At 40.4% G+C, this 16257-nt stretch carries 12 protein-coding genes; 1 reads left to right on the top strand and 11 read right to left on the bottom strand.

Features of this window, described 5'->3' with window-relative positions; genetic code table 11:
- Positions 1-112 precede the first annotated feature (112 nt).
- The 8 genes from AC4J95_RS02420 to rpsB all read right to left on the bottom strand — a co-directional run bounded on the left by AC4J95_RS02420 (position 113) and on the right by rpsB (position 10953).
- Positions 113-4456, bottom strand: a complete 4344-nt coding sequence (locus tag AC4J95_RS02420; RefSeq protein ID WP_494548458.1) for a PolC-type DNA polymerase III — start codon at positions 4454-4456, stop codon at positions 113-115.
- 98 nt (positions 4457-4554) lie between these two features.
- Entirely contained in the window at positions 4555-5823 is a 1269-nt protein-coding gene (gene rseP, locus AC4J95_RS02415; RefSeq protein ID WP_494548457.1) for an RIP metalloprotease RseP, read from the bottom strand.
- Positions 5824-5993: 170 nt separating this feature from the next.
- Complete coding sequence (locus AC4J95_RS02410) at positions 5994-6788, bottom strand: phosphatidate cytidylyltransferase (RefSeq protein ID WP_316405545.1); 795 nt, start codon at positions 6786-6788, stop codon at positions 5994-5996.
- Entirely contained in the window at positions 6785-7585 is an 801-nt protein-coding gene (uppS, locus tag AC4J95_RS02405) for an undecaprenyl pyrophosphate synthase (RefSeq protein ID WP_494548456.1), read from the bottom strand. Before uppS ends, AC4J95_RS02410 begins: the two co-directional genes overlap by 4 nt.
- Before the next feature lie 194 nt (positions 7586-7779).
- Positions 7780-8337, bottom strand: a complete 558-nt coding sequence (gene frr, locus AC4J95_RS02400) for a ribosome recycling factor (protein ID WP_494548455.1) — start codon at positions 8335-8337, stop codon at positions 7780-7782.
- 1 nt (position 8338) lies between these two features.
- Positions 8339-9061, bottom strand: a complete 723-nt coding sequence (pyrH, locus tag AC4J95_RS02395) for a UMP kinase (RefSeq protein WP_316405548.1) — start codon at positions 9059-9061, stop codon at positions 8339-8341.
- Between the two features lie 131 nt (positions 9062-9192).
- Positions 9193-10077, bottom strand: coding sequence for a translation elongation factor Ts (gene tsf / locus AC4J95_RS02390; RefSeq protein WP_494548454.1), 885 nt, complete (start codon positions 10075-10077; stop codon positions 9193-9195).
- 78 nt (positions 10078-10155) lie between these two features.
- Positions 10156-10953: a 30S ribosomal protein S2 gene (gene rpsB / locus AC4J95_RS02385; protein ID WP_316405550.1), complete on the bottom strand. Its 798-nt coding sequence runs from the start codon at positions 10951-10953 to the stop codon at positions 10156-10158.
- A 367-nt stretch (positions 10954-11320) separates the two neighbouring features.
- On the opposite strand from rpsB, the gene AC4J95_RS02380 reads away from it, so the two are divergent.
- A complete protein-coding gene (locus AC4J95_RS02380) occupies positions 11321-11800 on the top strand; it encodes an arginine repressor (protein ID WP_494548453.1) in 480 nt (159 codons plus the stop codon).
- 52 nt (positions 11801-11852) lie between these two features.
- Here the strand turns inward: AC4J95_RS02380 and AC4J95_RS02375 are convergent, their stop codons facing one another.
- From AC4J95_RS02375 to argF, 3 genes are all read right to left on the bottom strand, one after another.
- Positions 11853-12911 (bottom strand): BMP family lipoprotein, encoded by a 1059-nt coding sequence (locus tag AC4J95_RS02375; RefSeq protein WP_494548452.1) that lies wholly within the window; start codon positions 12909-12911, stop codon positions 11853-11855.
- Positions 12912-13040: 129 nt separating this feature from the next.
- Positions 13041-14732, bottom strand: a complete 1692-nt coding sequence (argS, locus tag AC4J95_RS02370) for an arginine--tRNA ligase (protein WP_494548451.1) — start codon at positions 14730-14732, stop codon at positions 13041-13043.
- Positions 14733-15175: 443 nt separating this feature from the next.
- A complete protein-coding gene (gene argF / locus AC4J95_RS02365; RefSeq protein ID WP_494548450.1) occupies positions 15176-16189 on the bottom strand; it encodes an ornithine carbamoyltransferase in 1014 nt (337 codons plus the stop codon).
- Positions 16190-16257 lie beyond the last annotated feature (68 nt).

The raw sequence follows: 16257 nt of genomic DNA, 5'->3' as shown, positions 1-16257 counted from the left end.
ACCATCAGTCTATGATTACATTGTTATATTAGCACAATTCTATTGAAAATTCAACCGTGTCATTTTCATGATGGAATTTTCTTTCATTTTAAAGCTGAATTTATCTTTTTCTTTACATATCGAAGAGTGAAAGCTGGTTTTCATCAGGTAAATCCTTCAAAACACCATGAGTATCCATGTACTCGATCAATGTCTTAGAAACTTTCCCGCGAGAAGCCAAATCCTCTTTCGATAAGAAGATGCCGTCTTTGCGTGCTTCAACGATTTGTTTTGCCACGTTTAGACCAAGCCCAGGTACAGCACGGAATGGTGCAATCAATGTATCGCCATCAATCACGAAATCCTGCGCATCTGATTTATATAGGTCAATCATACCGAAATGAAAATCCCGTTCCAACATTTCATTACACAACTCTAAAACAGTCAATTGATTCTTTTCTTTCGTTGACGCGTCCATTCCTTTATCCGTGATAGCTTTCATAGCCGCTTTCACCGCATCTTTACCTTTCGCCATCGCAACTAAATCAAAATCGTCAGCACGGACAGAGAAGTAGGCACAGTAATAAAGAATCGGGAAATATACTTTGAAATAAGCTACCCGCAACGCCATCAATACATAGGCCGCCGCATGGGCTTTCGGGAACATGTACTTGATCTTCGAACATGAATCAATATACCAGTCAGGCACATTGTTTTCCTTCATGGCGGTCAAATAGGTTTCACGTAGTTCATCATCGATTTTATTCCATTGTCCTTTACGTACGGTCTCCATGATCTTGAAGGCCATCCCACTATCAAGTCCAGCATGGATCAAATAAACCATGATGTCATCCCGACAACCGATTACTTCGGCCAGATTAGCTTCGCCGCGACTGATTAATTCCTCAGCATTGCCCAACCATACATCAGTACCGTGAGATAATCCGGAAATTTGCAGTAACTCAGCAAAAGTCGTTGGACTCGTCTCCTCCAACATCCCGCGAACGAATCGTGTCCCAAACTCAGGGATTCCCAAGGTTCCAGTCTTGGAATAAATTTGATCAGGTTCCACTCCTAAAACTTGCGGACCAGCAAAAATTTTCATCACTTCTGGATCATCAGTTGGGATTGTTTTAGGATCGATACCCGATAATTCTTGCAGCATCCGGATTACAGTCGGATCATCATGTCCAAGGATATCGAGTTTCAACACGTTATCATGGATCGAGTGGAAATCAAAATGGGTTGTTTTCCATTCAGAATTTTGGTCATCTGCCGGATATTGGATCGGCGTGAAATCATAAACATCCATATAATCAGGAATAACAATGATCCCCCCTGGATGCTGTCCAGTTGTTCGTTTAACCCCTGTCGCGCCTTTCGCTAAGCGATCAACTTCCGCATTACGGAAGTGTAGATTGTGATCACGCTCGTACCCTTTAACAAATCCATACGCTGTCTTATCCGCTACTGTACCGATCGTTCCTGCCCGATAAACATACTCTTCACCGAATAAAACTTTGGTATAGTTGTGGGCTTCGGCTTGATAATCTCCTGAGAAGTTCAAGTCAATATCGGGAACCTTATCTCCGTGGAAGCCTAAGAACGTTTCAAATGGGATATCATGACCGTCTTTATTCAGACGAGCGCCACATTTAGGACAAGCCTTTTCCGGCATATCAAAACCTGAACCATATGACCCATCCTCGAAGAATTCCGAGTATTGACATTCAGGACAATAGTAATGCGGCGGTAATGGATTTACTTCGGTAATCCCGGTCATCGTAGCCACAAAACTTGAGCCTACAGACCCACGAGAACCCACGAGATACCCGTCTTCGTTACTCTTATGCACGAGCTTTTGTGAGATCAAATAAATTACAGAAAACCCATTCCCGATGATCGAATTCAATTCCTTTTCTAAGCGTTTTTCGATAATATCCGGTAATGGATCACCATACAATTCACGCGCGCGATTATAACTAAGATCTTTGATTTCTTCTTCTGAACCCGGAATTTTCGGAGTGTATAAATCGTCTTTGACTGGAATAATCTCTTCACAACTATCAACAACGGCGTTCGGTCCGTCAACAACGATCTCTTTAGCAAGCTCAGGTCCTAAGAAACTGAACGCTTGCAGCATCTCATCTGTCGTACGGAAATGAACATCCGGCAAACTGTGACGGTTCAACGGGTTCGCACCGCCCATAGAACTAATTAGAATCTTCCGATAGATAGCGTCTTCTTTGTTCAAGTAATGAACATTCCCTGTAGCAACGACCATTTTATTCAAATCTTTCCCAATCTGGATCAGATTGCGTAAAATATCTTCCAAGTCTGATTCGTTCTTCACTAATTCTTGTTCGATTAACGGGGCATAGACCGCCTTAGGCATCACTTCGATGTAATCATAAAAAGCAGCTCGATTTTTTGCTTCTTCGACACCCTTTTGCATCATCGCTTCGAAGATCTCGCCTTGAGAACAAGCCGATCCCACTAATAGATTTTCTCGTAACTTATTTAGTTGGGAGCGAGGAATCCGTGGTACTCTTTCAAAATAATCAATGTTAGACATTGATATCAATTTGAATAAATCTTTTAGACCAGCTTGGTTCTTGGCTAAGATTGTCACATGGAATGGACGCGCCCGTTTATATGAATCGCCTTCACCGACATGATCGTTTAACTGGTCATGATAATTCATTCCATGCTTTTCAATCGCTTCCTTGACAAAAATCCAGCCTAAATGTCCAGTAGCCTCCGCATCATAAACAGCGCGGTGATGTTGCTCCAAATTAATACCGAATTTTTTCGTTAAGACACCTAAGCCAAAACGCTTATACTCCGGATAAAGGAAACGAGCCAATTCTAACGTATCGATGACTGGATTTTGTGTTTCCGACATCCCATGTCGCACATAAGTCGTATTGATAAAACCAATATCGAAGGTTGCGTTATGGGCAACCAGAATCGTCCCTTCACAGAATTTTTCAAATAATTCCATGACTTCCTTTTCTGGTTTTGAGCCTCGAACCATTTCATCAGTAATCCCGGTCAGATTGATTGTTGTTTCTGACAATGGATGACCTGGATCGATAAATTCTTCAAAGGTATCAATTACATTTCCTTTATGCATTTTAACCGCGGCTAACTCGATGATCGTGTCATAAACAGCCGACAATCCAGTAGTTTCCACGTCAAATACGACATAAGTAGCGTCAGTCAACGATTCATGAGCATCATTGTAAGCAATTGGTACCCCGTCGGAGACAACATTTGCTTCTACTCCATAGAGAATCTTAACGCCGGCTTTCTTCCCTGCCGCATGAGCTTCCGGAAATGATTGCGCGCCACCATGATCCGTGATAGCGATAGCTCTGTGTTCCCATTTTCCAGCCTGTGCAACTAGATCACTAGCACTATTAATCGCATCCATTGTACTCATGTTCGTGTGTAAATGTAATTCCGAACGTTTTTCCTTTGCTGTATCTTGTCGCTCCGGATGCTTCACTTCTTGAATATCTTGAGCATTCATGACTAGATCCCGCATAAAGGTATCCTCTTGGACACTTCCCCGAACACGAATCCAACTATTGTTTGAAATCGCATCAAAGATTGCTTCGTCCTTTTCACCGTTAGAAAATTTCTTCACAACGAAGGATGACGTATAGTCAGTCATTTTTAAGATCAAAATTTTACGTTTTGAACGTAATTCTCGAACTTCTTTATCAAAAATAAATCCTTCGATTGTGATCCGTCGTTCTTCTTCAATGATGTTGCCCATTGGTGTAATGGCTTCGTCAGCCGGAATATTCCGTCCCATTTGAATCGGTCCATCAAAATGAGCAGCATTTTCTTTCTGCTCTTTTTTCTTCGATTCATACTGAGCCAAGCTAGCTGCTGCCTGTTCCTGCATCGCTTGAGCTTGCGCTTCTTTCCGTACTTCAAATTCCTGCAACTTCTTATCTGCCTGCTCTTTATCCACTTCTGGATCGACGCGCAAATGAGGGAAACCATAAGAAACTAAATTTTCTTCGATCAACGGCAAATATTGCTGTTTCAGAAAAGGAATAACCGTTTCATTATCAATCAGTAAAACGATTCGTTTGCCTTGGATCACTGGCAACGGCTTGCTTAAAACCTGTTTGACCAGCGGCGTATCACAATCCTGTTCACTCAAAGCTAATTGCCAATAGTTTTGCAGAAGCTCCTCCTCAAACTGATTGTCCTCTGGAATAATATGTAATTTCACTTGCGCGATTGATTGGAACGCAATTTGCAACTTTTGATGAAACGCATAAAATAATTTCGCCGGTAAGATTTGCGGTGTTTGAATAAAAAATTCCCACACTCGGGATTTCTCGTGAACAACCACTTCCTTGATCTCTGACGCTTGGATCATGGGATGCTGCTGCTCTGTTTCGGCTAATTCAATTTGTCGTAATAAATTTTCAAATAGCTCGCGATTTTTAGACAAAATGACATCTCCTTCACTTTTTCAAGTATGTTTCAGTATAACTGTTTTCTTTTATGATTGCATTAGAAAAAGGATCGAAAAAATTTCGATCCTTTCATTTAAAAGAAGAAACGCTGAATGTCGTTCCATGTGACGAGAATCATCAACAGCATGATAAAGGCAAAACCGATCATTGTAATCATGCCTTCTTTATCAGGATCTAGCGGTTTTCCGCGAATTCCTTCGATCAGATTCAATAGAATCTTCCCGCCATCAAAAGCCGGTATCGGCAACAAATTAACAATTCCTAAGTTGACTGAGAGTAATGCCATTAGATAAATGACGGTTTTAATTCCCGCCCGTGAGGCTTCCGCTGACATCTGATACATCATTACTGGACCGCCCAGCTTATCTAAACTAAAACCTGTAAAGAGCGAACCTAAGGCACCAAAGATTCTTGTGACCATATCCCATGATTGAGTTAGGCCGCCAACAACTTTATCACCAAATCCGGTTTTCATATAAGGTCCTACTCCAATTTGCCCAACCTTTTCACCGTTGCTCTTTATTGTCTTCGGTGTCATTTGCAAAGTTTTCTCTTTGCCGTCTTGATCAACGACAACTGTTAGTTCTTTTCCTGGTTTTTTCGTGACAGTATTCGTTAAATCATCCCACGAAGAGATCTTTTTTCCATCAATCGAAAGAATTTCATCATGCGCCTTTAAACCAGCCTCGGCAGCAGGACTGCCGGCTTGAACCTCACCAATCTGATTCGTGTCATAAACCGCTACGCCACCTTGCAAAAAGGCTAAAGCGATAAACAAGATGATCGTCAAAATAAAATTGTTCATTGGTCCGGCAAAATTCGTCAGGATACGCGAACTTAATTTCGCCGATTGAAATTGTACATCCCGTGGAGCGATCCGCACTTCCGTACCGCTTTCCTCAATCACAGTAGCATCATGCTGAACTTTGTAGATTGTTTCTTGACTCTCATCACCATTAACATAGCCCTTGATAACTAAATCATCGATCAGATCTGCCGAAATCAGTTCCATTGGAACACTATTTGGCAATTGGATTTTCTTACTGACATTGATTCGTTGCACTTCATTATTCGGACTTAATTCAACTGATAATGGCATACCCGGACTTAATTCTGTCTCTTCATCCTCCAAGCCCGCCATCCGCACATAACCGCCGATTGGCAACAGACGCAAGGTATAGGTTGTACCATCTTTTCCCATATGAGCAATCAATTTTGGCCCCATACCGATCGAAAATTCTCGAACCAAAATTCCTGAGCGTTTTGCAAAGAAAAAATGTCCGAATTCATGAACAATCACTAAGACACCAAAAACGATTAAAAACGTAATAATCGTACGCATAATTATCCTACCTTCATTAGTTTCTTAGAGATAGTTTATCACAGTCTCTAAAAAAGATATTCCTTTCCTGACCAATTCATAGAAAATTTAAAAAAAGCTCCGAATAGATTCAAAGCTTTTCAGAAAATATTTCAGAAACAGCGGATAGAAAAAAGAGCGTCACCGCTCTTTTAAAACACCCCTAGTAAATGCATCATTGGAAAGACAAACAGCATACTGTCAAAACGATCCAAAATGCCGCCATGACCTGGCAAAATTTTCCCTGAGTCTTTAACATCGTAATGACGTTTGATTGCCGACTCTACTAAATCCCCAAATTGACCAACAACAGAGAAGATGATCGTGAACAGAATCATCGTCACAAGATTATGTTGAAACACCTCAGGCTTAACTAAGAAAAACACGACAGCAACAACAACGGCACTAGCGATCCCGCCTAACGCACCCTCAATTGTTTTGTTTGGTGAGATTTCCGGCCACAATTTGTGCTTGCCAAACTGTCGTCCAACCATGTACGCGCCAATATCCGTTGCCCAGACCACGAAGAAAGCGAAAAGCAAAATCGCTAATCCTTCAGCTCGTGCTGTAACTAAATTTTGAAAACCAACACCTACATAAAGACTAGCTACAACTGGAAAACCAGCTTCATCAATCGTATAAGTATTTTTCGAAACAACAGAAAAACCTAAAATGATCATGACTGTTAAATAGAATAATAGAAAATTGCTGTTGTCCCCGCTTAAAAATGGCAACCATCGTTCTGCTGGCAATACTAGAAAAACTGCCCCTAAGATCGAAAGTACACCTTCAAAACTGACTATCGCAAGCCCCTTCATGCGGAATAATTCATAAACACCAATCCCTGCTAATACAGCCGCTGCTAATTCAACTGCAATTCCACCAATATAAAGAATCGGAATAAAGACTGCTAGCGCGACAACTGCGGTAATAACTCGCTGCCTCATTTTTTGTCCCCCTTATCCAAGCCGCCAAAACGCCGATTTCGTTGTTGGAACGAAGCAATCGCCGCTTCTAAATGATCCCCATCAAAATCAGGCCATAAGGCTTTAGTAAAATATAACTCACTATAAGCAAGCTGCCATAGCAAGAAATTGCTGATCCGTTCTTCCCCACTCGTTCGTACAACCAACTCTGGATCTCTCAGCTCTTTTGGTAAAAATCCAGTCATTAAATGATCCCCGACAATATCGTCGTTGATTGCTTCAATAGCAAGTTTATCGTCTTTGACTTCTTGCGCCATTTGTTGGATCGCCGTAATAATCTCAGCGCGACTGCCATAGTTCAAAGCGAAATTCAAAACTAACCCATCATTTTGAGCCGTTTGTTCGATCGCTCGTTTCACGGCATCTTGTGTATGTGCAGGCAAGTATTCTTCGTAGCCCATTACATGGACTTGAACGTTTTCCTCAATCAACTCTGGTACGAAAGTATCAAAAAAGTCCACCGGCAGCTGCATCAAGAAATTTACTTCTTCTTCTGGTCGCTTCCAATTTTCCGTTGAGAAAGCATACAAAGTCAGTACTTTGACACCTAAACGATTCGCATGCTTCGTAATTTTTTTTACAGTCTCCATGCCTTCTTTATGGCCAGCAATTCTTGGCAGGCGGCGATTTTGTGCCCACCGACCATTACCGTCCATAATAATCGCGATATGCTTTGGAACAGCTCCATCAGGATCGAAAACGAATGCCGTTTCTTCCGGTGTATATTTTTGTTTTTGCGGAAAAAATCGCAATACCATGTTTTTCCCTCCTCTATTAAGATAACAAATTAAAAATACTTTTGAAAAGTCATCTGCCATTATAACAATAAAATGCGGTTATTCCTATGAAAAATAAATACCTTTAGGCTTTTTCAATGAATTACAGACAATCTCTAGTTCACGAAATCTCCACAAAAAAACCTGAAGAGTAGCTCTTCAGGTTTTTCAACAAACTATACTTCCAGTAATTCTTTTTCTTTTTCGGCAACGATCGAATCGATTGCTTTGATGTTGTCGTCTGTTAATGCTTGAATTTCTTTTTCCATGTCGCGTAGATCATCTTCAGTTAGATCGCCATTTTTTTGTTGCTTCTTGTAATCATCCATCGCATCTCGGCGAATATTACGGACAGCAACTTTTGCGCCTTCTGATTCTTTTTTCACTTCTTTAGCCAATTCTTTACGTCGTTCTTCCGTTAATTGAGGAATCACTAAACGAATCACGTTGCCGTCATTTGCTGGATTCAAGCCAATATCGCTAGCCATAATCGCTTTTTCCACGTCATTGATCATATTTTTATCAAACGGTGTAACCATTAACACGCGTGCTTCTGGGATCGTGATTGATGCCATTTGGTTAACAGGTGTTGGTACGCCGTAGTAATCAACTGTAATACGATCAAGCAAACTCGCATTCGCGCGTCCTGCACGAATTTGACCTAGTTGACGTTGCAAGGCTTCTTGAGCCTTCTTCATTCTGTCTCTTGCTTCATTCATTACTGCATCTGCCATGTTATTTCCCCCTTACCGTTGTCCCGATGTTTTCACCGAGTACAACACGTTTAATATTTCCTGGTTCATTCAAATTAAAGACAACAAGTGGAATGTCATTGTCCATACTCAATGAGCTTGCTGTCGAATCCATGACCTGCAATCCTTTCGCGATTACGTCTAAGTGAGTCAATTCTTCGTATTTCACAGCATTTACATCAAGTTTTGGATCAGCCGAATAAACACCATCGACGTTGTTTTTGGCCATCAAGATCACGTCAGCATTCACTTCCGCTGCTCTTAAAGCCGCTGTTGTATCTGTTGAGAAGTAAGGATTTCCTGTTCCGCCAGCAAAAATCACGATCCGACCTTTTTCAAGGTGGCGCTCTGCTTTACGGCGAATATAAGGTTCAGCGATTTGACGCATCTCGATTGATGTCTGAACACGAGTTGGAACATCAATGTTTTCCAACGCATCCTGTAACGCTAAAGCATTCATCACAGTTGCCAACATCCCCATATAATCGGCTTGCGCACGTTCCATGCCCATTTGAGCACCGATTTGTCCGCGCCAAATGTTTCCGCCGCCAACAATGATTGCCATTTCGATTCCTAAATCATGAACTTCTTTGATTTCTTCCACGATCTCTGAGATCACAGGTGGATTAATACCGAATTTTTCGTCGCCCGCTAATGCTTCTCCACTAAGTTTCAATACTACACGTTTATACTTTGGTTCATTCATCTCAATACCTCCACTGTCACTCTAATGATATTTTAGCATACTCTGTCTTTGAAGCCAGCCAAATTTGTATTTGCTTAAAAAAAGGGAGCGCACTTTTAATCGTGCGTTCCCGACTGTTTTTAGAAACAGAATTATTTTTTGATTTGGCTCATAACTTCTTCAACAAAGTTATCTTCGCGTTTTTCGATACCTTCGCCAACTTCGAAACGAACGAAGCTTGCAACTGTAGCACCTTTAGAAGATACATATTTTTCAACAGTCATATCAGGATCTTTAACGAATGGTTGGTCAACCAAAGCGATTTCTGCTTTAAACTTGTTCAAACGGCCAATAACCATTTTTTCAACGATATTCGCTGGTTTGCCTTCATTTAATGCTTGTTCAGTTAGAACAGCTTTTTCATGTTCTAATTCTGATTCTGGAATTTGGCTTTCGTTTACATAACGAGGATTAATTGCAGCAACGTGCATTGCAACATCTTTTGCCACTGATTCGTCAGTTGTGCCATTTAATAAAGCTAAAACAGCGATGCGTCCGCCCATGTGAAGGTAGCCGCCGAATGCTGCATTGTCTTCTTTTTCAACAACTTCAAAACGACGGAAGTTGATTCTTTCACCGATAACTTGTGTCGCTTCAATCAACGCAGCTTCAAGAGTTTCACCTTTAGCGTTTGTTAATTTCATTGCTGCATCCATATCAGCAGGTTTGTTTTCAGCAACTAATGCTGCGATTTCTTTAACTAGATCTTGGAACATTTCATTTTTAGAAACGAAGTCTGTTTCAGAGTTCACTTCTACGATTGCAGCAGTATTTCCGTGGATTGCAACTGAAGCTAAACCTTCAGCGGCGATACGGTCATTTTTCTTAGCTGCTTTAGCCATACCTTTTTCGCGTAAAAGATCAACAGCTTTTTCAATGTCGCCTTCTACTTCTACTAATGCGCGTTTCGCATCCATCATCCCTACGCCAGTCATGTCGCGTAGTTCTTTTACCATTTTAGCTGTTACGTCTGCCATTTTAAGGGCCTCCTTAGATTTTCTAAAAAAGCTGCTTCAAAGGAAAATATTTACTTTGAAGCAGCATATGCTACGAAATTATTCAGCTGATTCAGTAGAAGCGTTGTCGCCTTCCACTACATCAACGATTTCTTCGATTGAAGTTGCTTGTCCGCCATCTTCAGCAACGAAGTCTGCTTCTGCTACTTGGTCTTCACCTTGGTTACCTTCGATGAAAGCATCAGCCATTTTAGCAGTGATTAATTTCACGGCACGAATAGCATCATCATTTGAAGGGATTACTACGTCGATTTCATCAGGATCACAGTTTGTATCAACCATAGCAACGATCGGGATGTTCAATTTTTGTGCTTCTTGAACAGCGATACGTTCTTTACGAGGATCAACAATATACATAACATCAGGGATGCGAGGCATATCAGCGATACCGCCTAAGAATTTTTCTAAACGTTCACGTTCTTTATTCAAACCAACAACTTCTTTTTTAGGCAATACTTCGAAAGTACCGTCTTGTTCCATAGCGTTGATTTGTTTCAAACGAGCGATACGTTTTTGGATTGTATCCCAGTTAGTTAAAGTTCCGCCTAACCAACGATGGTTTACATAGTATTGACCAGCGCGGACAGCTTCTTCTTTGATTGCTTCTTGAGCTTGTTTTTTAGTACCTACGAACAATGCAACGCCGCCATCTTCAGCAACATCTTTCATGTAATCGTAAGCTGCATCTACTAATTTGACTGTTTTTTGCAAGTCAATGATGTAGATTCCGTTTCTTTCTGTGAAGATATATTTCTTCATTTTTGGGTTCCAGCGACGAGTTTGGTGACCAAAGTGTACGCCGGCTTCTAGTAATTGTTTCATAGACAATACTGACATTTGTGTTTCCTCCAATTGGTTTTTTTGTTTTCCTCTCCTGCTCTCTTCTTTATAAGGAACTGACTAGCAGCACCGCCTTATAAATCAAGCCAGAATGTGGATTTTTTATGAGTAGTCGCCTACACACAATTAGTAATTATACAAGAGTATTTTTAAGAAATCAATCTTTTTTTACTCTGCTTTTCTATGATTAATATTTATGAAGGAATACTGTTTAAAAAAACTTTTTCTGCTATACTGAGTGCATAATTATCATTTTACGGACTTCTTTCTAAAAATGAAAAAGACGGACAAGCATTATTCGACCTAACACTAAAAGTATTTTTTTGAAAAATTAATCTACTACATATAAATAAGGAGTTTTTTTATGCGAAAAAAAGATCGACACGAGCTAATCAAGAAAATCATTTCAGAGAACCCCATTCGAAACCAAAATGAATTGATGGATTACTTGCAGCAATACCAGGTGTCAGCGACTCAAGCGACGATCTCTCGGGATATTCGTGATCTTAAAATCGTTAAAACAATCGATGAAACAGGCAAACCACGCTTTGAGTTGTTCCAAGATCAACAGGCGCCTACCGAAGATGATGACATCAAACGTTTGATTCGAATGACAAACAATGTAATCGTTAAAGTGGATACCGTCCAATTTATGACGATCGTCAGCACCTTGCCGGACAATGCACATCTATTGGCATCTGTTTTAGACGACCTATCCAGCGAGCTGATCGTAGCAACGATGGCAAGTTTTGATACCATCATTATTATTTCAAGAACGCCAGAAGATGCGCAGAAGGTTACTACCTTTTTGCAAGACCCGACGCAAAAATCAATCTTCTCTTAAATTTGATACCAGCGCAAAAATGCGTTCCTGAATTCAATCAGGAACGCATTTTCTATTTTTCCGGTACAGTGATTTCACCGGCAATAATTTGTTTTTTAGCAGTTGTTACAGCTTGATAGGCTTCTTTCGATAATTGACCTTTGGTTAGATTTACTCCGTCCTCTTTCAGTCCAAATTCTAAATGCTCCCCGCCAGGAAACTTGTTGTCATACGCGGCTCCAGCGATTTCAGTGACTGCTGCTCCAACATTCTTCTTAGTAGAGGTTAGAGTGAAATTGCCAGTTTTGCCATTTTCCATGTGGTAATCCCCTTCATCCGCTTGATCACGGTCTACTCCGATCACCCAAACCTTTTGACTATAGTCATTTTCATTGCGAGCCTTTGCTTCTTGGAAAACTCCTGCTCCGGTACTTCCTGCCGCCTGATATATAATATCCGCGCCTTCTTTATACATTGAAGCGGCTATTGCTTTCCCTCTATCCGGTGCGTCATAAGAAGCAGCGTACTGCACATTCACTGAAATCTCTTTTCCTAAGTCTTCCGCTCCGGCCTTCACCCCTGCTTCAAAACCACTTTGAAAACGTTGGATAACTGGCCCTTCCATCCCGCCTATGAATCCAACTTGATTTTTCTTCGTACTATAAGCCGCCGCTAATCCAGCTAAATAAGCACTTTCTTGGTCCTTAAACGTCGCAGAAACAACATTTTTTTGATCAGAGACCTCCCCATCAATCAAGGCAAAATTTAATTTTGGATTTTGCTCGGCAGCTTCCTTGATTGCATCGGCTTGCAGGTAACTCAAACTAATAACAGTTGTAAAGCCATTTTCAACCGCCTGACTGATATTCGTACTGTTTTCCTGAGGGTCATTTGTTTCAAGATAGGTAAAATCTTTTTTAGCGGTCAGACCCTTATCCTCTCCCCATTTTTCAAGGCCTTCCCAACCAGCCTGGTTAAAGGATCGATCATCAACACCGCCAAATCCCAAAATCAAAGCAAACTTTTGCTTTGATTCTTCTTTCTCTGCGTTCTTTTCAGCTTGACCTTGGCCACAAGCAGCTAACAGTCCTACTAAACCAAGACAGCCTAGCCCTAACACGAATTTTTTCATTAATACGCCTCCATATGTCTTGACACATTATGTTTTTTCAAATTGTATCATACATCATGATATTTCAGCAAAAAAGATTGAAAAAATAAAAAAAGTTGCAAGAATCACTCCTGCAACTTTCTTACTCTATTACATTTTGTTTGGTGCGTGAACCCCTAGCAGACGCAAGTCTTCTTTTAAAATGACAGTTAATGCGTGTACCAATGCCAATCGAGCCTCTTTTTGATCGTCATCAACTAGGATCTTCGTATGTGCATAATACTTATTAAACGCCTGAGCTAATCTGATTGAATGTTTCGCAATTACAGACGGTTCATATTGATTAGCTGCCTGCATAACTACTTCCGGATAAATTTGTAATAATTTGATAATTTCCCAGCTATCGGGATCATTCAGTGCATAAACCGCTTCAGGATCAACTGTAAAGTTTCCTTTTTCCAAAACAGTCATAGCCCGCGCATGTGTGTATTGAACATAAGGGCCTGTCTCTCCCTCGAAACGTACGACTTCTTCTAAACTGAAATCGAAGTTGTTCAACCGATCGTTCTTCAAGTCATGGAAGATAACTGCCCCCACACCAACCTGATGAGCGACTTCTTCCTTATCCGGCAGATCAGGATTCTTTTCTTGAATTTGTGCCAAGGCTAACCCGTTCGCTTCATTCAAGACTTCTTCTAATAAGACGATTTTCCCTTTTCGAGTCGATAATTTCTTACCATCTTTGGTAATCAAACCGAAGGGAACGTGAATCATTTCATCCGACCAATCGAAATCCATTTCCTTCAAGACAGCTTTTAATTGTTTAAAGTGTCCGCTTTGTTCATTCCCTACAACGTACAATGATTTAACAAAATTATATTCACGTTTACGGTAAAGTGCTGCCGCTAAATCACGCGTGATGTATAAGGTTGCACCATCAGATTTTTTAATCAAGGCTGGATTCAAATCATATTTTTCTAGGTCAACGATTTCTGCGCCTTCATTGGTTTGCAACAAATGTTTTTCTTCTAACATCGTAACGACTTCATCCATCTTGTCGTTATAAAAGGCTTCACCATTATAAGAATCAAAATCTACTTCCAACATGCCATAGATTTTATTGAACTCTTTCAATGATTCGCTGCGGAACCATTTCCATAGATCCAAAGCTTCTGGATCATTTTCTTCCAATTTCTTGAACCAAGCCCGTGCCTCATCATTCAATTCAGGTTCTTCTTCTGCTTTTTCATGGAACTCAACATATAGACGCAGCAGCTCATTGATTGGTTCGGCCTTAACCTTTTCTTCAGATCCCCATTTTTTATAAGCAACGATCAATTTACCAAATTGCGTGCCCCAGTCTCCCAAGTGATTGATCTTGATCGGATTATAGCCGATTTTACTTAGGATCAAGCTGATTGAATTCCCAATAACGGTTGAACGTAGATGGCCCATAGAAATAGGTTTAGCAATATTTGGTGAGGACATATCGATCGTCACATTGCCTTCATTTCCAATATTGCTATCGCCAAAATGATTTTGCTCTTTTGCGATTTGTTTCAAAACCATGCTGGAAATGACTTCTTTTTTCATGAAGAAGTTTAGATAAGGACCCACGACTTCAATTTTTTCAAATGCTTCCGGATTGATTTGTTCTGCCAATTCCGCTGCGATTTGTTGAGGTGCTTTCCGGAATACTTTTGCTAATGTAAAAGTTGGAAATGCTACATCCCCATGATCCGCTGATTTAGGATTTTCCAACAACCCTTCTACTTCCGACAACGTCAAATTTTCTTTGACGGCTTCAAAAACAGCTTGTGCGACGATTTCTTTATTATTCATCCAAAATTCCCCCTAGTATATTCTATATATTTGACTCTGTTTACAAAAATAAGGTTGATTCTTCCCTTTAGGTTGTTAAAAGCTAGCCGGCTTTGAGAAAATCATTCTAGCAAACAACCGCTGCAATGTATGCTCAAGGAAAACGATTCAACTCGAACTAAAAGTAATAGCAAAACCACAAAAAAAGTCTCTGATGTATAAATACATCAGAGACGAGAATTCCCGCGGTACCACTCTTATTGTCGTCAAACGACCAGCTCAGGCTATAACGGTAGCTGCCGTTTCATCTCAAAAGTGCGCCATCTACTTTTGTTTACTCGGCTCTCACCTGCCCGAACTCGCTGCAAAACAGACCATAAATATCTCTTTATCATCGATGAATGATTTATCTGGCATTCATATTAACAGAAAAATCTTCATCTGACTAGTCAAGGGGGAGATTTTTATGCTTTCGGGATAAACAGATTTCCTAAAGTCGCAGCCATTACTGCTTTTATGGTATGCATCCGATTTTCAGCTTGTTGGAATTGCAGTGCATTCTCTCCACGAAAAACTTCATCGGTGACTTCCATTTCAGCCAACCCATACTTTTCTTTGATTTCTTCCGCAACCTCTGTTTCCAAGTCGTGAAATGCTGGCAGACAGTGGAGGAAGATCGTCTCAGCTTTTTTGGTCTTCTCCATTAATTCTTGATTGACTTGATAAGGCAGCAATAAGTCGATGCGTTCTTTAAACGCAGCTTCTTCACCCATCGACACCCAAACATCTGTATAAATAATATCCGCCTGTACGACTCCTAGATCAATATCATCAGTAATTAAAACCTTTGCTTCAGATTCTTCGGCATATTTTTCAGCCATAGCGATTAAGCTTTTTTCTGGATATAATTTTTCTGGTGTAACGATCGAGATATTCACCCCTAAAATTGCACTAGTGATCAGAAGCGAATTCGCGACATTGTTTCGTCCATCACCCACATAGGCTAAAGTCAGCCCATCTAATTTGCCAAAGTGTTCTTTGATTGTCAGAAAATCTGCCAACATCTGCGTTGGGTGCCATTCATCAGTCAGACCATTCCAGACTGGCACACCAGAATGCTCAGCTAAAGCTTCAACCGCTTTTTGAGAAAAGCCACGATATTCGATACCATCAAACATACTGCCCAAAACCTTTGCTGTATCCTCAACAGATTCTTTTTTACCTAATTGAATATCATTTTTTCCTAAATATTCAGGATGCGCGCCTAAATCGGTGGCTACTGTAGTGAAGGCTGCCCGCGTACGAGTAGAAGTCTTCTCAAATAATAATGCAATATTTTTCCCCGCTAAATATTTATGCGGAATGTTTTGTTGCTTCAATCCTTTTAGGTGTGCAGCAAAATCAATCAAATACAGTAATTCATCCTTTGTAAAATCAATCTCTTTTAAAAAACTTTTTCCTTGAAAGATACTCGTCATCATAACTCCTCCATTTTTGAATATTCATTCGCTCGATCTTATAATAATTCATTTTTATTCATAATAAC

This window comes from Enterococcus sp. GPZ-007, from assembly GCF_059374735.1.
The sequence above is the reverse complement of the archived record's forward strand: the minus strand, read 5'-3'. Positions and strand labels throughout refer to the sequence as shown.